The following is a 21,563-nucleotide window of genomic DNA, read 5'->3' as shown; positions in this document are numbered from 1 at the left end:
TCCCTTAATGGTACTTTAATGGTCCCTTTTTGGGGTCAGACCCCATTTCCCAAATAACTCCCAAGCACCAAAACCCTTGGTGCACCTGCTATTTCGTTTACCGCCCGGGGGTCAGACCCCATTTCCCGGTTTGCGCGCTTCGATGGCACGTGCGTGTGCTTCGAGTCCTTCCAGGCGTGCAAACGCAGTGATTTTTGCTTGGTTTTTCCGGAATGCTTCTTCACTGTATTTGATGATGCTTGATTTTTTTTGAAAGTCGTCTACATTCAGCGGACTTGAAAATCTGGCTGTTCCGTTTGTAGGAAGTACATGGTTTGGTCCAGCAAAGTAATCTCCAACAGGTTCAGAGCTGAAGCGGCCAATAAAAATGGCCCCCGCATGGCGGATTTTTGCCATTACTTCCATAGGTTCAGCCGTCAGTATTTCCAAATGCTCCGGTGCCAGTTCATTTACGGCAGCAATGGCTTCGTTTAATCCGCTGCAGACAATCACTCTTCCATAATCGCGAATGGCTGCTTCTGCTATATCTTTTCTTGGCAGGCTTTCAAGCTGGCTTTCCACTTCGAGTACAGCCTGATTTGCCAGCTCCATGGAGGTTGTAATTAACACACTGCAGGCTCTTGTGTCATGTTCTGCCTGTGAAAGCAAATCTGCCGCAATTTCGTTTGCTGAGGCCGTTTCATCAGCCAGTACCGCAATCTCGCTCGGTCCGGCAATCATATCAATCGCTACGTCCCCGAACACTTCTCTTTTAGCAAGGGCCACATAGATATTACCCGGTCCTACAATTTTATCAACCTTCTTGATTGTCTCTGTTCCGTAGGCAAGAGCTGCAATAACCTGTGCCCCGCCAGCTTTGTATATTTCTGTAACTCCAGCAATTAATGCAGCCGCAAGAACCGCAGCATTCAGCTTCCCGTCTTTTCCAGGAGGCGATACCATTACAATCCGCTCCACCCCTGCAGCAATGGCTGGTATTACATTCATGAGTACGGATGATGGATAGGTCGCAGTCCCTCCTGGCACATACACGCCCACCGCATCAAGCGGGGTGATTTTTTGCCCGAGCAACGATCCGGTTTCATCTGTCGTGATCCAGGAATTGCGTACCTGCTTTTGGTGGAAAGAACGAATATTGTCAGCAGCTTCGCGGATGATGGAAATTTCCTCTTCGCTCAAAGCTCCATAAGCTTCATTCATCTCTTCTTCGGTCACTCTTAAACTATCTGGAAAAACACCGTCAAATTTCTCGGTATACCGCAGCAATGCACCATCTCCGCCGTTCCTCACGCCATCGATAATTTCCTGAACTACTCTCCGCTGCTCTGCTGTACCTGAATCAACAGAACGCTTTAAAGATATTCCTTCTGAAAATTTTTCAATCCTCAACTTCCCGCACCTCTTTTCTTCCGCTCATGAAATAATTGCTGCCAGACGATCAACTATTTCTGTGATTCTGCCTTCTTTGATCCGATAACTCACAGGATTAGCGACCAAACGTGAAGTAACCTCAGCTATCATTGCATATTCAATAAGGCCATTTTCCTTTAATGTCTGCCCTGTAGATACAATATCCACAATCCGCTCTGCCAAACCGATTAATGGAGCCAATTCGATAGAACCATTTAATTTGATAATTTCGACCTGCTCACCCTGCTCGCGGAAATAGCTTGAAGCTATATTCGGATATTTGCTCGCTACCTTTGGCGCAATATCACTGATCTTCGTGTCAGGAAGCCCTGCTACAGCAAGACGGCATGCGCTGATTTTCAGATCCAGCAGCTCATAAACATCCCGTTCCTCCTCAAGCATCACATCTTTCCCGGCAATCCCGATATCTGCCACGCCATGCTCAACATATGTAACAACATCCATGGGCTTCGCCAATATAAAGCGCAGATTTTCTTCTGCCACTTCAAGTATCAGTTTTCGGGAATCATCAAATTCATCAGGAAGCTGAAACCCGGCTTTTCTTAACAGCTCTGCCGCTTCTTCAAAAATTCTTCCTTTAGGCATGGCAATTGTTAAAAAACTCCTCATCTTCAGCTCTCCTTTCCTATATAAAAATGGACCTCAGAAAAAGTACGGGCAAATGCATCAACATTTTGTACAGAGCTTATATCCTGAATGGACACATTTTTTCCTTCAGCACGCAGCTTCCTTGCAGACTCAATTGCTTCTTTTCTTCTTTCCGGACTATAAATGATGCACTGAGCAGAAGGAGCTTCATCAAGCTCGCCAATTGTTTCCGTCAGCCTGTCCATCCTGATGGCAAATCCTGTTGCCGGGGCCTTCCACCCAAATTTATTGAGCAGGCTGTCATATCTTCCGCCGTTTCCGATCGGAGCGCTTGCCTTATCTGCATACACCTCGAATAAAGCACCCGTGTAATAGCTCATATGACTGACTAGTGTCAAGTCAAAGCTGACAAATTCACTTATGCCATAATCATTTAATTGATCCGACAATTCCTTAAGAGAAGAAAGCGTCTGTCTTCCCTGGCCATTTTCAAGCAGGTCCATGGCTTTTGTTAAAATATCCTCTGACCCTCTCAAATTAATGAACTCCAATAATCTTTGTTTATCAATAGATGAAAGCGAAAGCGATTTAACATGCTCCCTATATCCTACATAATTTTTTTCATATAAAAATTTCCGTAAAACGGAAGCTCTTTCTTCAGTCCCTAAAATGCTGATAAATAACTCCTGAAGAAATCCGATATGACCAATCGAGATTTTAAATTCTTCTAAGCCCGCTCCCTGCAGGACTTCTGTTAATAAAGAAATGATTTCTGCATCCGAACTGATTGAATGATCGCCGATGCATTCTATACCCAGCTGCTCAAACTCGGCGGGACGCCCTCCCTCTCTCTGCTGCGCGCGATAAACATTCGCTGAATAAGCAAGCCTTAAGGGAATCTGCTGCTTCAAAAGCTTGGAAGCAGCCACCCGGGCAATCGGCGCCGTCATATCAGGCCGAAGCACAAGGGTATTGCCCTGCTGATCAAGAAGCTTAAACAGCTGCTGATCCAATATTGCTGACGCTTCCCCGATTGTTTCATAAAACTCAAGGGCCGGGGTTTCAATAAACTGATATCCCCACCTCTTTATAGTGGAACTGATGGCATTCCTCACAGCAGCTTTCGTTTCATATAACAACGGAAGCGTATCTCTCATGCCCAAAGGCTTCTCAAACATAAACGGCTTGGTCACATGAACACACACCCTTCAGAAAAATATCCCTCTATATTAAAAATAAAATAAACTAAACAAAAAAATCAAAATCCTTTAGTTCGCTAACATACTAACATGGTGAAGTTATTAACAGTTTACCCCTCCTCCGCATCCCCGTCAAGCATTATGGGGTCAGACCCTATTTCCCGAACTTAATCAAAGGAGGGAATGTACGAAAATACACAGCTGTTCTTGTCCAACAAAGCCTTTCCCTTCCTGGTATTATTAACATATTTATTGGAATTTTATCAGCGGTTTTTGCAGCCGGGAAATGGGGTCAGACCCCATTTCCCGGTGGTTTATAAAGCGTTAATCTGGGGTATTAAAGTTGAGATTATGATATGGGGGTTTGTTTGAGTATGGATGAGAAGAGGCAAGAGGGGTTTTTTGAGCTTTTAAAGAACGCGTATGAGATGACGGCTGCTGCCGAACAGGATATTTCGCTGAAGGATATAATGAGGAAGCTTGAAGGTGAATTATCGATATTATTTAAACCAGTAAATTAAGACCTGCCATTAATCTGGCAGGTCTCTTTTTTTCGTTATTTCCGCATTTTCACGGGCGTGCATTTCTTCTTTTGTATAAATGACACGCATCGGATTTCCGCCGACAAAGGCTCCTTCAGGCACATCCTGGTGAACAAGTGTGCCTGCTGAAACAATCGCTCCGCTGCCGATGCTGACACCAGGCAGAATTGTCGAGTTTGCGCCGATCATGACTTCATCACCAATATGGACACCGCCAAGACGGTATTCTTTAATTAAATATTCATGCGCGAGAATCGTTGTATTATAGCCAATCACTGTATTTCTTCCCACAGAAATTTTCTCCGGAAACATAACATCCAGCATAACCATTAAAGCAAAGGACGTTTTATCTCCAACCTGCATTCTAAGCAAATGGCGGTACAGCCAATTTTTCACACTCAGGAATGGTGTATAGCGGGCTATCTGTATGACAGCAAAGTTTTTCACTACCTTAAAAAAAGGCACAGTCTTATACACATGCCACAAGGAATTTGCTCCCTCAACAGGATACCGGGTGGTGCGCCTCACTTATTCAGATCCTCCAAAATCCCAATTAAATCGCCCATATGTTCAAGCACATAATCAGGATGATACCCTTCTATGTACGCTCTTCCTTTAATTGTCCACGCAACGCCAGCCGTTTTAGTGCCGGTATTTTTCCCGGCCAGCACATCATGGTGGCTGTCACCGATCATAATGGCTTCCGCAGGAGATGACCCTACCCCATCAAGCGCCTTCAAAAGCGGTTCAGGATCTGGCTTTGCATGCACTACATCATCAAGTGTAACTATGACTTCAAAAAATTCATCCAGACGGCTGAGACGCAGCCCCTTCATCACTACATCGCGTTTCTTCGTTGTGACAATCGCCAGCTTATATCCGCTTTCCTTCAAGCTTTTGACCGTTTCATACACACCATCAAACTGGGTAACCATTAAATCATGATTTTCCACATTATGCTTCCTGTAATGAGCGACCATTTCTTCAGCACGTTCTTTATCAATTTCATTGAATGTATCGAATAAGGGCGGACCGATAAACGGAAGAATATCCTCGCGCTTATACTGGCCAGGATAGTAAAAATCAAGCGTGTCTGTAAAAGAAGCAATAATTAATTCATTTGTATTGATTAATGTTCCATCCAAATCAAATAGCAGTGTTGTAATTTTATTGTTCATAAACGGCTTCCTTTCCATGCTGTAACTCGATGCGTTTCCAGATCTGCCCCAAAGCCATAGTCAGCAAAACGGCAGTGATGAGCCTGATTAAAAATAAAGGCAAAACAGGTATTCCAAGCGGTAGAAAGATCAAGGTATCCTCAACCACCGCATGGCAGGCCACCAGAAAAACAAAGGCCAAAGTCATATCTTTTTTTGAAACATTATCTTCCTTAACAGCCTGTATCATGACTCCCGCCCCGTAAGCAAGGCCAATAGTCAAACCTGCGACAAGGGTCATGGAGGCATTCTGCTTAATGCCAAGCACTTTCAAGAACGGGGCCAGCCCTCTTGAAAATAACTCCAGCCACTTTAGATCCTTCATAATTTGGATAACCGCCATCAGCGGGATGACAATCAGCGCCAGCTTCCCGACACCCCAGGCTGCCTTTCCCAGTGCATTCAATAGAATGGGAACTGTGCCGGAAATGTGTGATGAAGCCTGGTTCGAAAGGCCGAATTGGGCGATTTCTGATCCGCCATGCCAAACAAGGTTAATGACAACAGCAGACAGGACCGCAAGACCCACACGAACAAGCAGGATCACCCACAGCTTGACCCCAGTCTTCAGGGCAACACCTGATTCAATAAGCAGGTTATGTGAAAAAGAGAGCATGACCGCAATGATGAACACTTCCTTCACTGGAAGGCTCAAAGTCAGGATAGCGCCGATTCCGGCATAAAGATTCAGGAAATTCCCTAAAACAAGAGGGATGGCTGCATCTCCGGACAGTCCAATCAGGTTTGTAAGCGGTGCAACGAGATGAATTATCCATTTTAACACAGGCGTATACTGAAGAATGGAAATCAGCAATGTGACAGGAAAAATGACCTTACCGAGAGTCCAAACCGTTTTTAAACCAGCAAGCAGCCCTTTTTTTATGGATTCTACAATCAAGTTTCTCTCCCCCTTGTTCAATAAAAATTACGAATCTAAATATCTTTGTTTTGAATACCCTTTTGTCCTTCTATAAATGAAGAGCGCAGCGGCGACTACTAACAGGACAATCGAGATAACCTGTGCCATCCGAAGCGAGCTGAGCATCAGGCTGTCTGTCCGCAGGCCTTCGACGAAAAAGCGGCCGACTGAATACCACATTACATATGATAAAAAGATCTCCCCTTGGCGCAGACTGCTTCTTCTAAGGAATAAAAGAAGAATGACGCCTGCAATATCCCATAATGATTCATAAAGGAATGTCGGATGGTAATAGGTTCCTTTTATGTACATTTGATTAATGATAAAATCCGGCAAGTGAAGATTTTCTAAAAACCCCCTGGTGACTGCCCGTCCATGTGCTTCCTGATTCATGAAGTTTCCCCAGCGCCCGATAGCCTGGCCCAGCAGCAAACTTGGTGCTGCAATATCCACCAGCTTCCAGAAGGAAACCTCTTTTACCCTTGCGTACACGATCGCAGTGATAACTGAACCTATCAGGGCACCATGTATGGCAATCCCGCCATGCCATATCTTGATAATTTCTCCGGGATGCTGCGCATAATAATCCCATTCGAAAATCACATAATAAATACGTGCTGATAGGATGGCAATCGGCACAGCAAACAAAATCATATCGATAAAAATGTCCTTAGCTAGACCCCGGCGTTCTGATTCCCTTATGGCGATAAAAAGCCCAAGCAGGACACCGCAGCCGATAATCAGGCCGTACCAATGAATCTGAAGCGGTCCCAAATGGAGCGCAATCGGATTTAACGGTTTAATGGCATATTCCATTTTTTCCCCTCTTTTCCCTTACTGTTTATATGCAGATTCACAGGTCTTCATGTTTTCCGCCATCCGCAATGGCATTATTCAGCCGGCTTGAAAATTCCTCTGCAGCATTGACCCCCATATTTTTCAGACGGAAGTTCATGGCAGCCACTTCAATAATGACAGCGAGATTTCGCCCGGGACGAACCGGTACTGTTAATTTCGTAACCTCTGTATCAATGATTTTCATTGTTTCCTCATCAAGGCCGACCCGGTCATATTGCTTATTTTTCTCCCATAGCTCCAGGTTGATCACCAGTGATATCTTCTTATTGCTCCGGACAGCACCAGCTCCAAACAAGGTCATAACATTTATGATCCCCAGTCCCCTGATTTCAAGCAGATGCTCGATCAGTTCAGGAGCATTCCCCACAAGTGTATCCTGATCTTCCTGCCTGATTTCAACACAGTCATCCGCTACAAGCCGATGTCCTCTTTTTACAAGTTCAAGCGCTGTCTCACTTTTACCGACCCCGCTTTTCCCGGTAATCATAACCCCTACCCCATAAATATCAATTAATACTCCATGGACAGCGGTTGTTGGCGCAAGCCTGCTTTCAAGGTAATTCGTCAAATGGCTGAACAGCCGGGTCGTTTTCATTTCTGACCTCATGACTGGCACAGACTCCCGCTCTGATGCTGCAATCAGTTCCTGGGGCACTTCCTCGCCGCGGGTGATAATAATGCCAGGTGTCTGATCCCTGCATAACTCCTCCATACGGATCTTCTGCTCTGCTTCACTCAGCTTATTGAAAAAAGACATTTCAGTCATGCCGAGAAGCTGGAGGCGCTCAGCAGGGTAGTAATCAAAAAAGCCTGCGATCTCAAGGCCTGGACGGGAAAGGTCGCTTGTTACGATAGGCCTGTTGATGCCTTCTTCTCCGCTTATTAACTCCAGACCAAACATCTCTATTACATCTTTTGTGCGAACTTTAGCCATCTATCCATTTCCTCCCTTAAGAAGCAATTTTTCTGTTTTCTCAAACACTTTCTTTATTTTAGCATTTTTCTTAAAAGAACCAAACAAAGCGTTATAAAATTTTGAAATCCCTATAATATGCCTGAAGGTTTAATAATCGGCCAGAGGTGATATGTACACATAAAGCCAAACTGCCGATCAATACTTAAAGCAGCATCTCTGATAAATTATAAATTTTACCTGCCTGCTATTTTCCTGCCCTGAATATATATCATACTATCGAAGAAGGATGTTAAACTCCCGGAACGGATATACTGCCCCCTTCTACTCTTGAAAAGAGAAAGGAAGAAGCGATCTATGAAGATCATGATTGATGCAGGCCACGGATTCAATACTCCCGGCAAACAAACACCAGATGGAATGAAGGAATACGAATTTAACAGAGCAACGGCTTTATGGTTAAAAAAGTATCTCGGACTCTACAAAAATGTAAGCGTGCATTTCGCCCATTCAGATGAATACGATGTGCCCCTTCAGCAAAGGACCGCCCATGCCAATTCAATTGGCGCTCACTTATATGTGTCACTTCACGCAAATGCGTACGGAAACGGCTGGAGCGAACCGAACGGTGTGGAAACATATATCCATAGCTCACGGCCGGCTGCTGCCGCTTCTTTGGCAAACATCATTCAGGAGCGGTTAGCCAAAGCCGCAGGCCTCCGGAATAGAGGCGTCAAGACGGCAAACTTCCAAGTGCTCCGCCAGACAAAATGCACAGCTCTTCTTGTCGAATGCGGCTTCATGACCAATCGACATGAAGCCGGCCTGCTCCGTGACGATTCGTTCCGCAAACTCTGCGCAAAGGAAATATCCAAGAGCATCGCAGATTATTACTCTCTTTCAACTATATAAAAATGCATAAAAAAAGGGCCTGACAGCATATTGTCAGGCCCTTCATATTTAAACTTAAGAAACAGAAATGGTGCCTGTCTTGGTATCGGCAAAGATATACAGTGCCGGCCCCTCATTCTTCGTTGTTTTGAATTTCAGGACTTTTTGGATGACATCGCTTTTCTCCTCAACGACTTGGATCCCCTCAAGGCTTACATTAAAACCGCCCAAATTGGATTTCAATTCGCCATCTACCGGCTGCCCCGCAGGCAATGATACTTGTATTTTACCGGTTACCGTTTTTGCATGAATAGACTCGCATTCCGCATCTTTCATCAAGCAGGATACCTGGCCATTGAAGGATTGAATATCCACTTTTTTAAAGTATCCTTCAGCATGGATGCCTCCATGCAAACTTTCGGCTTCCGCATTTACTACGCGGGAATCAGTCAGGGCAATCGCCCCATTTCCTGTTTCAAGCTGACAGAGGCTCCCATTCAGCTGGTTAATCGTAATCGGGCCATTAGCTGTTTTAGCCTTAAAGGTTTCCGCCGACAACCCTTCGCCTGAAATACCGCCATTAAACATTCTAATGACAATCTTTTCGTATTCTGCAGAAGGAATGTAAAGAACAGCATCCACTTTTATCCCTTTTTGCTGCACAAGAAAGGTCAATTTTTCATTTTCAATTGTAAAATGCACACTCTGCATAAAAGCATCACGGGCTTCTTCCTGGTTTTCTGTTTTATAGACCTTTGCCTGGCACTCAATTCTTACATCCTGCTGATTCCATGGGATAATGCTCGTTTTTCCATTAGCAATATCAATTTCTACCTCTTTAAAAAAGGCATTTCCCTGCTGAAAAATATGAGAAATGTCAGCTGACTTCCCAAAGTTGAAATCCAGATCGCTTTCCTTTATTTTTTTAAATGCAGTTTCCACAAAATCAAATATTTTCTCTTTTGAGGATTGCATCTTTTTATTGAAGCTGTCATAGCTTTTATCACTGCTGTCCGGATTAGCCACCACAGTGGAGAGCTCATTTTTCAATACCTGCTCCTTAACCTTGCTTTCTTCTCCCGCTTTTTCCAGTTCTTCTAAAATGCTCAGGGCTTCATCTGCCGTTATCTTGCCATCCTGAACCATTTGAAGGATTCTCTTTTTTTCCTCTTGCATCATAATCCCTCCCTTTTCTTCATAAGTGTGGGCATTCTATTCATATCATACTATGCGGCTATAGCACGATTCAATCGTCCATTGTATTACGCTTCAGACCAAAAAAAGTTTCACTGTCACCTTGTCAATCCAATGCCATAATCCGACAGAACCGGCCGACATATTTCTAAAAGCCGCTCACTTGATTTCCCCGGAAATACAAGGCCAAGCCATTTATTAATCAAACGTTTGATTAATAAATATGCGGCTGGATTCAGCAATTTCTTTCGAAAACTGATATTCCATTAATAAAGAAAAGCGGGCCATTCGCGGCCCGCTTATACATGTTCATGTTCCTTTTCACTGATTAATGCTTCCATCCGCATTTTATCTCTGGCAAGTACCGGCTTCAGGTATTTACCAGTATAAGATTCCTCAACTTTAACAATATCTTCAGGCGTGCCAAAAGCCAAAATGGTTCCGCCTTTGTCTCCGCCTTCAGGACCTAGATCTATAATATAATCAGATGCTTTAATTACATCCAGATTATGTTCGATGACAAGCACAGTATCCCCGTTTTCAACAAGCCTCTGCAATACCTCAAGGAGTCTTGAGATATCATCTACATGAAGACCGGTCGTCGGTTCATCCAGGATATAAAATGACCGGCCGGTAGAACGGCGGTGAAGCTCAGAAGCCAGCTTCACACGCTGTGCTTCCCCTCCAGACAAAGTGGTTGCAGGCTGGCCAAGTTTTATATAACTGAGGCCTACATCGAAAATAGTCTGGAGCTTCCTCCTGATTTTCGGGATATTTTCGAAGAAAGAAAGAGATTCTTCCACAGTCATATCCAGAATATCAGAAATATTTTTGCCTTTATATTTCACTTCCAGCGTTTCCCGGTTATAGCGTTTCCCATGGCATACTTCACAAGGCACATACACATCAGGAAGGAAATGCATCTCGATTTTAATGATTCCATCACCGCGGCAGGCTTCACAGCGTCCGCCTTTGACGTTAAAACTGAAGCGCCCTTTTTTATATCCTCTGATTTTGGCTTCATTAGTGGATGCAAACACATCCCGGATATCATCAAAAACGCCTGTATATGTGGCAGGGTTTGACCGCGGGGTCCTTCCGATAGGCGACTGGTCAATATCAATGACTTTATCCAAGTGCTCGATTCCCTTGATTTCCCTGTGTGCCCCAGGCCTTGTTTTAGCCCGGTGAAGCTTTTGAGCAAGTGCTTTATGAAGAATTTCATTGATCAATGTGCTTTTGCCTGAACCAGATACGCCTGTAACGCTGGTAAAGGTTCCTAGAGGGAACTTCACATTGACGTTTTTCAGGTTATTCTCTTTGGCTCCCTTTATCTCTATAAACCTTCCATCAGGCTTGCGGCGTTCCATTGGAAGCGGAATGAATTTCTTTCCTGACAGATACTGTCCTGTCAGGGAACCCGGATCATTCATTACCTCCTCAGGCGTGCCTGCTGATACAATATTCCCTCCATGCGCCCCTGCTCCAGGACCAACATCGATCAGATAATCAGCAGCAAGCATTGTATCTTCATCATGTTCGACAACAATTAATGTATTGCCGATTTCCCTCATGTTTTTAAGAGTATCAATCAAGCGGTCATTGTCACGCTGATGCAGGCCAATCGACGGTTCGTCAAGGATATATAGGACACCCGTCAAGCGTGAACCAATCTGAGTGGCAAGGCGGATACGCTGCGCTTCCCCTCCCGACAATGTTCCTGCAGCACGGCTTAGTGTCAGATATTCCAGCCCGACATTAGATAAGAAGCCAAGGCGCTCTTCAATTTCACGCAAAATAAGCTTGGCAATCTGCCGTTCCTTTTCAGAAAGTTCCAGATGATCAAAGAATTTTAGGCCTTCCTCAATGGAAAGAGCCGTTATCTGGCTGATATGCTGGCCCTGCACCAAAACGGCAAGACTCTCTTTTTTCAGCCTGTGTCCCTTGCAGGTTTGGCAGGGATTCTGGGACATGTATTTTTCCATTTGGTCTCTGATATAATCAGAGCTCGTTTCTTTAAAGCGGCGTTCAATATTTTTAAGAACTCCCTCAAAATTCATATAGCTTTCATGCAGCCGGCCAAAATCATTTGTATACCTGAAATAAATCTTATCTGTTTTTGAACCGTATAAAATTTTATCCAGCTGATCCTGGGGCAGTTCCCTGACCGGGACATCCATATCTATACCGTAATGATTTGCAACTGCCTCTAAAAGCTGAGGATAATACTGCGAGCTCGTCGGCTCCCAAGGCGCAATGGCATGCTGGCGCAATGAAAGGTCTTTATTTGGGATGACCAGATCACTGTCCACATTCAGCTTTGAACCCAGACCATCACAATCAGGGCAGGCGCCGAATGGGCTATTAAACGAAAACATTCTTGGTTCAAGCTCTTCTATGGAGAAACCGCAGTAGGGGCAGGCATGATGTTCGCTGAACAGAAGTTCTTCCTCTCCTGCCACATCGATGATCACCTTGCCTTCCCCCAGTTTCAGTGCGCTTTCCAGTGAATCGGCAAGCCTTGAGGCTACTCCTTCTTTGACCACGATTCTATCGATGATTACCTCGATTGAGTGTTTTTTATTTTTCTCAAGGGAAATATCATCGCCAAGATCATGCATATCCCCATCTATGCGTACCCTCACATAGCCTTGCTTTTTGATATCCTCCATAACCTTTGCATGCGTCCCTTTTCTTCCTGATACAAGCGGGGCAAGCACCTGAAGTTTCGTCCGTTCCGGATATTCAAGAATCCTGTCGACCATTTGCTCGATTGTCTGCGAGCTGATTTCAATGTTATGGATCGGGCAGGTAGGCCGCCCTACACGGGCATAAAGCAATCTCAGATAATCATAGATTTCCGTAACAGTTCCTACCGTAGACCTCGGATTCCTTGAAGTAGTTTTCTGGTCAATGGAAATAGCCGGCGAAAGCCCTTCAATCGCATCAACATCCGGTTTATCCATCTGTCCCAGGAACTGACGGGCATAAGCAGATAGTGATTCTACATATCTTCTCTGGCCTTCCGCGTAGATGGTATCAAAAGCCAGAGATGATTTGCCTGAACCTGATAAGCCTGTCAAAACGACAAGCTTATCTCTCGGAATGGTGACGTCTATATTTTTTAAGTTATTGGCTCTAGCGCCTTTAACAATGATTTTATCCATGGCCATTTTTCGTCATCCTTCCGCTTTCAGCTCTATTAATAAATCGCGGAGCTCTGCGGCCCTTTCGAAGTCCAGGGCTTTTGCAGATTCCTTCATTTCTTTCTCTGTTTTAATGATCAGCTGCTCTCTTTCTTTCTTGGTCAATTTCCCAAGAGAAGGGACCGCAGTATAATCCTCTGTCTCCTCAGCAGCATATGTTGCCCGGATGCTGCCCCGGATTTCCTTCTGTATGGTCAGCGGCGTAATGCCGTGTTTTTCATTATAGGTTTCCTGGATTTCCCGGCGGCGCTTAGTCTCGCTGATTGCTACTTCCATCGAATGTGTCATCTTGTCGGCGTACATGATGACATGGCCATTCGAATTCCTTGCCGCACGCCCTATAGTCTGAATCAGGGACCGCTCGGAACGAAGGAAGCCCTCTTTGTCCGCGTCAAGAATGGCTACAAGGGAAACCTCGGGAATATCGAGTCCTTCCCTTAAAAGGTTGATCCCAATCAGCACATCATATTTGCCCATACGCAGCTCCCGGATGATTTCAATCCTCTCCAGTGTCTTCACTTCTGAATGCAGGTACTGAACCTTAATTCCAATTTCCTTCAGATAATCTGTCAGGTCTTCAGACATTTTTTTCGTCAGGGTGGTTACAAGAACGCGTTCATCCTTTTTGATCCGGTCATGGATTTCTCCAATCAGGTCATCAATCTGCCCTTCGATCGGCTTTATCTCAATATTTGGATCAAGCAGGCCAGTCGGGCGTATAATCTGCTCGATCATGTCAGGTGTATGCTCCAATTCAAAAGGTCCAGGGGTGGCAGAAACAAATATGGCCTGGCCTACCTTCTTTTCGAATTCCTCAAACCTTAATGGGCGGTTATCCATGGCTGAAGGCAAACGGAAGCCATGGTCTACAAGCACCTGTTTTCTCGCCTGGTCGCCATTATACATTCCACGCACCTGCGGAAGCGTAACATGTGATTCATCAACCACAAGCAGAAAGTCTTCAGGGAAATAATCAAGAAGTGTATATGGAGTGGCGCCTGCAGGCCGGAGCGTCAAGTGCCTTGAATAGTTTTCAATTCCCGAGCAAAAGCCCATTTCCCGCATCATTTCCAGATCATAGCGCGTCCTCTGTTCAAGACGCTGTGCCTCAAGAAGCTTTTCATCCTCGCGAAGCACGATGAGGCGCTCTTCCAGTTCCTTCTCAATATTGCTGATGGCCACCCTCATTTTCTCTTCGCGGGTAACGAAGTGGGAGGCAGGGAAAATGGCAATATGGTCACGCTCGCCGGTTATCTCGCCAGTCAAGGCATCCACTTCACGGATCCGGTCTATTTCATCACCGAAAAATTCCACTCTGATGCAGTGTTCATCCTTTGAAGCAGGAAAGATTTCAACAACATCTCCCCTGACCCGGAAGGTACCGCGCTGGAAGGCAATATCATTCCGCTCATACTGGATATCGACCAGCCTGTGCAGCAGTGCATTTCTGTCAATTTCCATGCCAGTCCTAAGGGAAACGACCATTTCCCGGTATTCTTCCGGAGAACCAAGTCCATAAATACAGGAAACACTGGCGATTACAATAACGTCTTTCCTCTCAAACAGCGATGAAGTCGCAGAGTGGCGCAGCTTGTCAATTTCATCATTGATGCTGGCATCTTTTTCAATGAACGTATCCGTCGACGGCACATAGGCCTCCGGCTGATAGTAATCATAGTAGCTGACGAAATATTCTACAGCATTATCAGGGAAAAACTCCTTAAATTCGCTGTAAAGCTGTCCGGCCAGCGTTTTATTATGGGCAATGACAAGTGTAGGCTTATTGACTTCTTTTATAACATTTGAAACTGTAAATGTTTTCCCTGTTCCTGTCGCCCCTAAAAGCGTCTGGTACCTTTTGCCGTCCTTTATCCCTTCAACAAGAGAAGTGATTGCCGCGGGCTGGTCACCCTGGGGAGAATACTTTGATACTAGCTCGAACACATCTTTCACTAAACAAGCCTCCTAAAAGGAATTTGTCTGCATATATGATTACACCGCAGAAATGCGAATGATTTCAAAGCGGTTAATGTACTGTCTGTTATCTATTTAAAAAACACACTTAAAAAAATAGCTAAATCTATTTAAACCCATACATTCATTCTACCACAAAAGCCGCAAAACAAACCAACAAAAAGCGAACGTTTATTCCCTGTTTCTGATTATGAATTGTAATCAGCCTATAATTCCACACGCCTTTAACCCCAAAAAAGCATAAGCTGCCTAAGGATATTCTTAGATGGCTTATGCTCTTGATGGCTGTGCATCCAACTCGGCGCAGGCAATATTAATAGAAAAAAACTCTCCTGATTGAAAAAAACGCCAATCAGGCGCCTTCTTTCGAGTTTGTCTTTTTCATGCTGGATGAAAGCCAGAACCCCGCAGTCAGCGAGAAGGCATCAATCGTTATCAGCCACCAGGTATGAGTGTAACCTTTATAAGCGGAAGCGGCAATTAAGGCAACCGTTAAAATTAATCCCACCACACGATTGTAGGTAACCCGGGAAAAGAGCATAACCAGGAGACCGGGAAGAAACAGTGCAGAGAAAATTTTTATCATTCTATTCATCTCCTTTAAGAGAGCGATCCTTCTATCAGCCTCCAAAGATACAGGCAAGTAGTATCAGTGTAAAACATATTGATTCATTTTGCTATTCCTAAATGAAGCATTCAGAGATTTATTCCCGGCAGGGCCGGAACACTGGTTTTTTTCACAATTGAGACTTTTCCAGCAGCTGTTTTCATCCCCGCTTGGCGTTATACGTCAGCTTTTCATAAGCCTCAAGCCTTATCTTAAATTACTGCTAAGGAACATTTTTAGCATTTCGTTATCACGGTAAGATAAATAAAAAGAAAGAAGGTCATAAAAAATAATGAAGAAAACTAAAAAGAAATTCAGATTTTGGGCAGCCGCAAGGAATACTTTATTATCTATACTAGCCGTATTTGCTGCGTGGATTATTTTCAGCAATGTCATGAATGTTTTTGAACAAAAAAAGTACCCGCCGATCGGCAAGTTAGTAAGCTTGGATGGCAAGAATATGCACATTTATACAAAGGGCGAGGGTGATAACACAATCGTATTATTAAGCGGCCTGGGAACCACAGCGCCTGCATTGGACTTTGAACCTTTGATAAATGAAATGTCAAAGAATAATAAAGTAGTGGTGGCAGAGCCGCTAGGGTACGGATGGAGCGATATCACCAGTAAGGAACGGACAGTGGAAAACATTGTTGAGGAGTTAAGAACAGCTCTAAAAAAAGCGAACATACAAGGACCCTATATTTTAATGCCGCATTCAATTTCCGGGATTTACAGTATGTATTTTGCTAATAAATATCCAGAGGAAGTAAAAGGAATCATAGGAATCGATCCGACGCTGCCTCAGGCATTGGATTACTTTAGCGAAAAAGCTCCTACTATGCCTAAGTTTTTAAGTTATTTGGCTCCAGCAGGAATTGCAAGACTAGCATTATATATAAGTCCTGATAGCTTCTTGCCACTTGCTAAAGATGGCATATATTCCGAGAGTAATATAAAAATGACCAAAGCAATATCATCATGGAAGGGCTACAACAAAACCGTTGTTGCTGAAGCCAATGAAATAAAAGAAAATATCAGCAAAACGGCTGATATGAATTTCCCCTCTACTATGCCAGTTTTAATTTTCGCCAGAAAAGAAGAAAAGGAAACAAAGGATGGCAAAGATAAGGTGTCTTTTTATAAGACGCAGTTAACTGATTCCCCTGCAAGCAAAATTGTACTATTACAAGGACATCATTACCTTCATTGGACTCGTTATAAGGAGATAAACAAAGAAGTTAATGAATTCACCAAATCATTTTCTAAAAAATAAACGCGCAAGGAAGGTTCTGACAAGGCAGCTTGATATCGAAATAAAGAAGGCAAACTCCCAATCAGAGGAATTCGCCTTCTTACATGATTAATACGGATCTGCTTCATGCCCCTTTTTTGATGCGTTTTCCGGTGCATCCTCTGCCCCTTCAGCTCCAATTGATTCTTGTGACGAAGTATTTTCAGGCGAATAATTTCTGATGCTTTCTTCTACTTTGCTCCCATATTCCCGATCAGCATTTGTACAATATTCAATGATTTTGGATTGTTTCCGCTTGTCGCAAGGAGCAAGTGTACTGACAAGATACGATATCAGTTCATCCTTTTCCCGCTCTTCAAACTTATTATAGGTCTCACCAGCCTGTTTGAAGTCCTTCCGGCGGTCAATGCTTTCCGCCGCCCTTCAATGTGCGGAGTGTATTCTTTCCCTTCCTGCTCCGCTTCCTTAAGTCCTCCTAATGCAGAAGGTTCGTAGTTCACATGGGGATTTTGTTTTTTTCCAAAATAGGACCTTGTACTGCATTTGACCTCCACGCAGGTTTGTAGCCACACGTTTTTTCGGTGCATTGACCGGAAGCTGCAAATAGTTAGGCCCAAACCGTACCGCTGTGTATCCGAATAGGAAAAAGTCCTGCCCTGCAGCATTTTATCATCAGAAAAATCCAGCCCGTCAACAAGGACCCCTGTACCAAATGCCGCCTGCTCCACTTCAGTAAAATGGATATCCCTGCCGATTGGTCAGCGTCTCTTCCGTTTCAGAGTCTGAAAGATTTTTGTTCATACTTTCTTTAGTGAATTCTTAAACATAACTCCCTTTATTGGAATAATCATGCATATATCCGCAAACATCTTTTTATCCCCTCTTTTAGAATGCTAGTAAAATAGAACCATCTTACTGTATTTCCACTTAATCATTTGGAAATTACACCGATACAAAGTAATGTGCCATCATTCATCACTTTCTTTTGAAATATGTCTTTCTTCCTTAATATTTTCATATTTCATAAAACAAAACGGCACAAAAGACAAAAAAATACATCTTTTTCATTTTCCTTAATTTATTGGTCAATTTGTAAAAAAATAGGTTATAATGTTGATAGGGAAAATTTAAGATTTTTATATATTCAAATCTTTAAAGAAGGCGGCGAACATCATGAAAAAAAGAATAGGGGCACTGCTGACAGCCACGGTACTATTTCTATCCATTTTCGCGTTTACAGCCACTGGTGAACATGTTTTCGCAGCAACTCAGGCCAAGGTAACAGCAAGCAGCCTGAATGTCCGCGAAAAGCCAACCACCTCCTCCAAATCGCTTGGCATGCTGGCGAAGGGAAAAGTTGTTACCATTTCTGCGACACAGGGAAGCTGGTCAAAAATCCCTTATGGTAAATCATACGGATGGGTTTCATCGAAATATGTATCGAAAATCACTGTCACTGCTGTCAAAAATGGGTATGTCACGGCAAGCTCCTTGAACCTGAGGAAAACAGCTTCCACAAAAAGCGGCTCACTTGGCCTGCTTTCCAAGGGCACACTGGTAAATATCAAATCACAAAGCGGAAGCTGGATGAATATTTATGTGCCATCCAAAAAGAAAACGGGATGGGTTTCAAAATCATACATATCTGATAAAAAGCCCTCTGTAACCTCTGCAACCAAAGCCACGGTATCAGGCACGAAGTATTATGTAACCGCAGATTCTCTTAATGTCCGCAAATCAGCAACAGCCAGTTCCGCTAAAATCACAGCCGTCACAAAAGGCTCAGCCGTTACCCTTTATGAGAAAAAAGGGACCTGGGGAAGAATTAAAACGGCATCAAATAAAACCGGGTGGGTTTCACTCCATTACCTGACTTCAAAAAAGCCGGCCACAGCGCCAGCTAAGGCTGAAGTGCCAAGCAAGGCTTCACCTCCTGCCACAGGAACGGACACAGCGTCCGGAATTAAATATTATGTGACCGGAGCATCTTCTTTAAATATCCGTGACAGTGCAGGCACAAGCGGGAAGATCTTAACCGCTGTAAATAAAGGATTAACTGTTACTTTATTTGAAACAAAAGGAACTTGGGGAAAAGTCATAACAAGTTCCGGGATAACAGGATGGGCATCCCTTGCCTACTTAAGCAAAAATCCTCCCGCAAAGGGTGTAAAGGGAAAAGTTATTGTAATTGATGCCGGACACGGGGGAAAAGACCCAGGGGCTCCTGGGGAAACCAATGTTGAAAAAACAATCACCTTAAATTCCGCAAAAAAACTGCAGTCGATTCTTACTGCAGCAGGTGCAAAAGTAATCATGACTCGTACTGGCGATACGTACCCTTCCCTTTCTGACAGGGTAAACACCAGCCATAAGTATCATGCAGATGTATTTATCAGCATTCACTACAATTCTAATTTCAGCAAATCATCTAATGGCATCGATACCTATTACTGGGCAACAAACGTAAATGAACGCGAGCTTGCGCAGTGCATCCAGGAAGAAGTCATTAAACAAACAGGACTTTCAAATCGCGGTGTCCACACAGGAAATTTCCAGGTTATCCGTGAAAACAAGAACCCTGCTGTTTTAATAGAATTAGGCTTTATTTCTAATCCTGGCGAAGAAAAAACTATTGCTACAGCCGCATATCAATTAAAGGCTGCAACAGGTATTTATAACGGTCTCGAAAAATACTTTGCATCAAAATAACACAGTGCTGAAGATCTTGTTTAAGATCTTCAGCTTTTTTTGTTCGGCTCTTTTCTTAAAGAATGTTGTTTTTTAATATGTTCTGTGAAGCGATTCTGTTGTTAAACCGGTTGATTGGAGTGTAAGGTGTGAGACTCCTGTGGGATTAGCGTGAAGGTGAGACCCCGCAAGCATTGCTTGTGAGGCTTCACCACCCGCCCCACGGAAACGAGCATCCTGGAGCGGAAATCAACCACCCCCTGTTCCATAGCAACAAAGTTTACAAAAACGGCCTTTTGTTCAGTTCTATTTTAAGTGTCAGAAATTTTTAACTGTTTAGTAATTTTGTATTGACAACGCGACCGGCAACCTGTATATTTAGGCTATATTCAATTATCTTTAATTAGAGATATATAATTTCAAGATACAAATTTAGGAGGAAGAAAAATGACTGTAACAAAATGGACCGTCGATGATACACATAGTTCTATTGAATTTAGCGTAAAACACATGATGATTGCAAAGGTAAAAGGAAACTTTAACAAGTTTACTGCGGTTCTTGAAGCAGATCCTGCAGATTTAACAACAGCTTCTATTGAATTCACAGTAGATGCAGCAAGCATTGATACAAGAAATGAAGACCGCGATAACCACCTTCGCTCTGCTGATTTCTTTAAGGCGGAAGAATACCCGACTATTACGTTCAAATCTGGTGAAATTACCAAAAGAGATGACAATGAATATAATGTAACAGGAGATGTTACCCTTCTTGGTGTGACACGCAAGGAAACTTTCACTGTCACTTTTGAAGGCCAAGGCAAGGATCCATGGGGAAATGAAAAAGCTGGATTCAGTGCTGCAGGTAAGATTAAACGAAGCGATTATGGCTTAACCTATAACGCTGCACTCGAAACTGGCGGCATGCTGTTGGGTGATGTGATTACGTTAACCATTGACCTTGAAGCAGGAAAAGCTGCTCAAGAATAAAGATCAAACAAAAAAGCCAGCTGAGGAGAGTCACCTCCTTCCAGCTGGTTTTTATTTTTTCCATAGGCTCTGTTAATGTATGTTGTTGATTTTCTTCTTCAACTACCATGACAAAAAAGTCATAAAAAAAGAGTAATGTTATACTTTTGAAAAGGGGGAAATTAAATGATATTGGAAGCTGTTATGCTACAAGTTAAGGAAGGTATGGAAGCAGAATATGAAGAAGTATTTCGTGAGGCATCAGAAATTATTTCTTCAATGAAAGGGTATATATCTCACGAATTACAGCGTTGTATGGAAATTGAGGGAAAATATTTACTACTGGTGCAGTGGGAAACATTAGAAGACCATACAATTGGATTTAGACAATCCAACGAGTATCAAGAATGGAAAAAGAAATTACATAATTTTTATGACCCATTTCCAATAGTTGAACATTTTGAGAAGGTTAAACTTTAATAGTTATTCTTGAACTAACGGGTACGTAATTGAAGAAGATGCCTACAGGAAGAACTCATAAATGGGTTCTTTTCTTTTGATGAAGTATCAACATTAACGTTCGTTTAACAGAGCCTTTCCATAAAAAAAGAACCACAGAGGGTTCTTTTCTTTGAATCTATTATATGCGCTTAGCGCCAAGAAATTTTGGTTTCCAGTAGGAATTGCTTGTATAAGTGATTGACACTCCGCGAGAAGTTGCTGCATGAATCATTTTTCCGCTTCCCATGTAGATAGACACATGAGTAGGATTAGATGCTTTATTTGGCGCAAAAAACATTAAGTCTCCAGGTGCCAGTGAGCTGACTCTCTTTCCGGTTCTATACATTTGAGAAGCTGTTCTTGGAAGTGTTTTTCCCACTTTGTTATATGAATATTTCACAAGGCCTGAACAATCGAAACCGCTTGGAGTTGTTCCGCCCCATACATATTTTGTCCCTAAATTGCTTTTAGCTACTGAAATAGCTTTTGTATTATAGTAAGCTGCCTCACCCATTTGTGGTGCAACAGAACTAAATATAACGGCTAAAGACAAAGCTGCAATGATTTTCTTCAACATAGTTGTATACCCCCTGGTGTGATTAGCTAAACCTATC

At 43.3% G+C, this 21,563-nt stretch carries 22 protein-coding genes; 6 read left to right on the top strand and 16 right to left on the bottom strand.

Annotation, left to right across the window (positions count from 1 at the left end):
- Nucleotides 1-111: 111 nt before the first annotated feature.
- From hisD to BM126_RS06625, 3 genes are read right to left on the bottom strand one after another with little or no spacing between them, the layout of a single operon-like run.
- Nucleotides 112-1,389, bottom strand: a complete 1,278-nt coding sequence (hisD, locus tag BM126_RS06635; protein WP_090988771.1) for a histidinol dehydrogenase — start codon at nucleotides 1,387-1,389, stop codon at nucleotides 112-114.
- Nucleotides 1,390-1,413: 24 nt separating this feature from the next.
- Nucleotides 1,414-2,040, bottom strand: coding sequence for an ATP phosphoribosyltransferase (gene hisG / locus BM126_RS06630; protein ID WP_090988770.1), 627 nt, complete (start codon nucleotides 2,038-2,040; stop codon nucleotides 1,414-1,416).
- A 2-nt stretch (nucleotides 2,041-2,042) separates the two neighbouring features.
- Nucleotides 2,043-3,212: an ATP phosphoribosyltransferase regulatory subunit gene (locus tag BM126_RS06625; RefSeq protein WP_090988769.1), complete on the bottom strand. Its 1,170-nt coding sequence runs from the start codon at nucleotides 3,210-3,212 to the stop codon at nucleotides 2,043-2,045.
- A 380-nt stretch (nucleotides 3,213-3,592) separates the two neighbouring features.
- Here BM126_RS06625 and BM126_RS22215 point away from each other — a divergent pair, with 380 nt between their 5' ends.
- Nucleotides 3,593-3,739: a hypothetical protein gene (locus tag BM126_RS22215; protein WP_177201338.1), complete on the top strand. Its 147-nt coding sequence runs from the start codon at nucleotides 3,593-3,595 to the stop codon at nucleotides 3,737-3,739.
- Nucleotides 3,740-3,748: 9 nt separating this feature from the next.
- Here BM126_RS22215 and BM126_RS06615 read toward each other — a convergent pair whose 3' ends face one another.
- Genes BM126_RS06615 through hprK form a run of 5 tightly spaced genes read right to left on the bottom strand, consistent with a single transcriptional unit; the run spans nucleotide 3,749 to nucleotide 7,688 of the window.
- Entirely contained in the window at nucleotides 3,749-4,288 is a 540-nt protein-coding gene (locus tag BM126_RS06615; protein WP_090988767.1) for an acyltransferase, read from the bottom strand.
- The gene (gene ppaX, locus BM126_RS06610) at nucleotides 4,285-4,938 is read right to left on the bottom strand and encodes a pyrophosphatase PpaX (RefSeq protein ID WP_090988766.1); all 654 of its coding nucleotides are present in this window, start codon (nucleotides 4,936-4,938) and stop codon (nucleotides 4,285-4,287) included. The genes BM126_RS06615 and ppaX overlap by 4 nt, the downstream gene beginning before the upstream one ends.
- Nucleotides 4,928-5,875, bottom strand: coding sequence for a nucleoside recognition domain-containing protein (locus BM126_RS06605; RefSeq protein ID WP_090988765.1), 948 nt, complete (start codon nucleotides 5,873-5,875; stop codon nucleotides 4,928-4,930). Before BM126_RS06605 ends, ppaX begins: the two co-directional genes overlap by 11 nt.
- 27 nt (nucleotides 5,876-5,902) lie before the next feature.
- Nucleotides 5,903-6,712 carry a prolipoprotein diacylglyceryl transferase gene (lgt, locus tag BM126_RS06600; protein WP_090988764.1) on the bottom strand — a complete coding sequence of 270 codons (810 nt, stop codon included), beginning with the start codon at nucleotides 6,710-6,712 and terminating at the stop codon, nucleotides 5,903-5,905.
- A 37-nt stretch (nucleotides 6,713-6,749) separates the two neighbouring features.
- On the bottom strand, nucleotides 6,750-7,688 hold the full coding sequence (gene hprK, locus BM126_RS06595) for an HPr(Ser) kinase/phosphatase (protein ID WP_071349909.1): 939 nt from the start codon (nucleotides 7,686-7,688) through the stop codon (nucleotides 6,750-6,752).
- A gap of 336 nt (nucleotides 7,689-8,024) precedes the next feature.
- On the opposite strand from hprK, the gene BM126_RS06590 reads away from it, so the two are divergent.
- On the top strand, nucleotides 8,025-8,579 hold the full coding sequence (locus BM126_RS06590) for an N-acetylmuramoyl-L-alanine amidase (RefSeq protein ID WP_090988763.1): 555 nt from the start codon (nucleotides 8,025-8,027) through the stop codon (nucleotides 8,577-8,579).
- Between the two features lie 54 nt (nucleotides 8,580-8,633).
- Here BM126_RS06590 and BM126_RS06585 read toward each other — a convergent pair whose 3' ends face one another.
- The 5 genes from BM126_RS06585 to BM126_RS22210 all read right to left on the bottom strand — a co-directional run bounded on the left by BM126_RS06585 (nucleotide 8,634) and on the right by BM126_RS22210 (nucleotide 15,935).
- Nucleotides 8,634-9,734: a DUF4097 family beta strand repeat-containing protein gene (locus BM126_RS06585; RefSeq protein ID WP_090988762.1), complete on the bottom strand. Its 1,101-nt coding sequence runs from the start codon at nucleotides 9,732-9,734 to the stop codon at nucleotides 8,634-8,636.
- Nucleotides 9,735-10,051: 317 nt separating this feature from the next.
- On the bottom strand, nucleotides 10,052-12,925 hold the full coding sequence (gene uvrA / locus BM126_RS06580; RefSeq protein WP_071349912.1) for an excinuclease ABC subunit UvrA: 2,874 nt from the start codon (nucleotides 12,923-12,925) through the stop codon (nucleotides 10,052-10,054).
- Nucleotides 12,926-12,931: 6 nt separating this feature from the next.
- A complete protein-coding gene (gene uvrB, locus BM126_RS06575) occupies nucleotides 12,932-14,911 on the bottom strand; it encodes an excinuclease ABC subunit UvrB (RefSeq protein ID WP_090988761.1) in 1,980 nt (659 codons plus the stop codon).
- Between the two features lie 373 nt (nucleotides 14,912-15,284).
- Nucleotides 15,285-15,518: a CsbA family protein gene (locus BM126_RS06570; protein ID WP_090988760.1), complete on the bottom strand. Its 234-nt coding sequence runs from the start codon at nucleotides 15,516-15,518 to the stop codon at nucleotides 15,285-15,287.
- A gap of 228 nt (nucleotides 15,519-15,746) precedes the next feature.
- On the bottom strand, nucleotides 15,747-15,935 hold the full coding sequence (locus BM126_RS22210) for a hypothetical protein (RefSeq protein ID WP_177201311.1): 189 nt from the start codon (nucleotides 15,933-15,935) through the stop codon (nucleotides 15,747-15,749).
- Here BM126_RS22210 and BM126_RS06565 point away from each other — a divergent pair.
- A complete protein-coding gene (locus BM126_RS06565) occupies nucleotides 15,934-16,815 on the top strand; it encodes an alpha/beta fold hydrolase (protein WP_090988972.1) in 882 nt (293 codons plus the stop codon). The two genes, BM126_RS22210 and BM126_RS06565, sit on opposite strands and share 2 nt — an antisense overlap.
- An 87-nt stretch (nucleotides 16,816-16,902) precedes the next feature.
- On the opposite strand, the gene BM126_RS23265 is transcribed toward BM126_RS06565, so the two are convergent.
- Nucleotides 16,903-17,202, bottom strand: a complete 300-nt coding sequence (locus BM126_RS23265; protein WP_371261423.1) for a catalase-related domain-containing protein — start codon at nucleotides 17,200-17,202, stop codon at nucleotides 16,903-16,905.
- Entirely contained in the window at nucleotides 17,127-17,522 is a 396-nt protein-coding gene (locus BM126_RS23260; protein WP_371261412.1) for a catalase, read from the bottom strand. The genes BM126_RS23265 and BM126_RS23260 overlap by 76 nt, the downstream gene beginning before the upstream one ends.
- A 445-nt stretch (nucleotides 17,523-17,967) precedes the next feature.
- Between BM126_RS23260 and BM126_RS06555 the strand changes: the two genes are divergently transcribed.
- The 3 genes from BM126_RS06555 to BM126_RS06545 all read left to right on the top strand — a co-directional run bounded on the left by BM126_RS06555 (nucleotide 17,968) and on the right by BM126_RS06545 (nucleotide 20,928).
- Complete coding sequence (locus tag BM126_RS06555) at nucleotides 17,968-19,503, top strand: N-acetylmuramoyl-L-alanine amidase family protein (protein ID WP_090988759.1); 1,536 nt, start codon at nucleotides 17,968-17,970, stop codon at nucleotides 19,501-19,503.
- A gap of 426 nt (nucleotides 19,504-19,929) precedes the next feature.
- The gene (locus BM126_RS06550) at nucleotides 19,930-20,469 is read left to right on the top strand and encodes a YceI family protein (RefSeq protein ID WP_090988758.1); all 540 of its coding nucleotides are present in this window, start codon (nucleotides 19,930-19,932) and stop codon (nucleotides 20,467-20,469) included.
- A 165-nt stretch (nucleotides 20,470-20,634) separates the two neighbouring features.
- Entirely contained in the window at nucleotides 20,635-20,928 is a 294-nt protein-coding gene (locus BM126_RS06545; protein ID WP_071353690.1) for an antibiotic biosynthesis monooxygenase family protein, read from the top strand.
- Between the two features lie 160 nt (nucleotides 20,929-21,088).
- Here BM126_RS06545 and BM126_RS06540 read toward each other — a convergent pair whose 3' ends face one another.
- Nucleotides 21,089-21,526 (bottom strand): C40 family peptidase, encoded by a 438-nt coding sequence (locus BM126_RS06540; protein ID WP_090988757.1) that lies wholly within the window; start codon nucleotides 21,524-21,526, stop codon nucleotides 21,089-21,091.
- Nucleotides 21,527-21,563 lie beyond the last annotated feature (37 nt).

The sequence above is a fragment of the Bacillus sp. OV322 genome (assembly GCF_900112495.1).
Classification (GTDB): Bacteria; Bacillota; Bacilli; order Bacillales; family DSM-1321; genus Peribacillus.
Note: the sequence above shows the minus strand (reverse complement) of the source record. Positions and strands in the feature narration are given on the sequence as shown.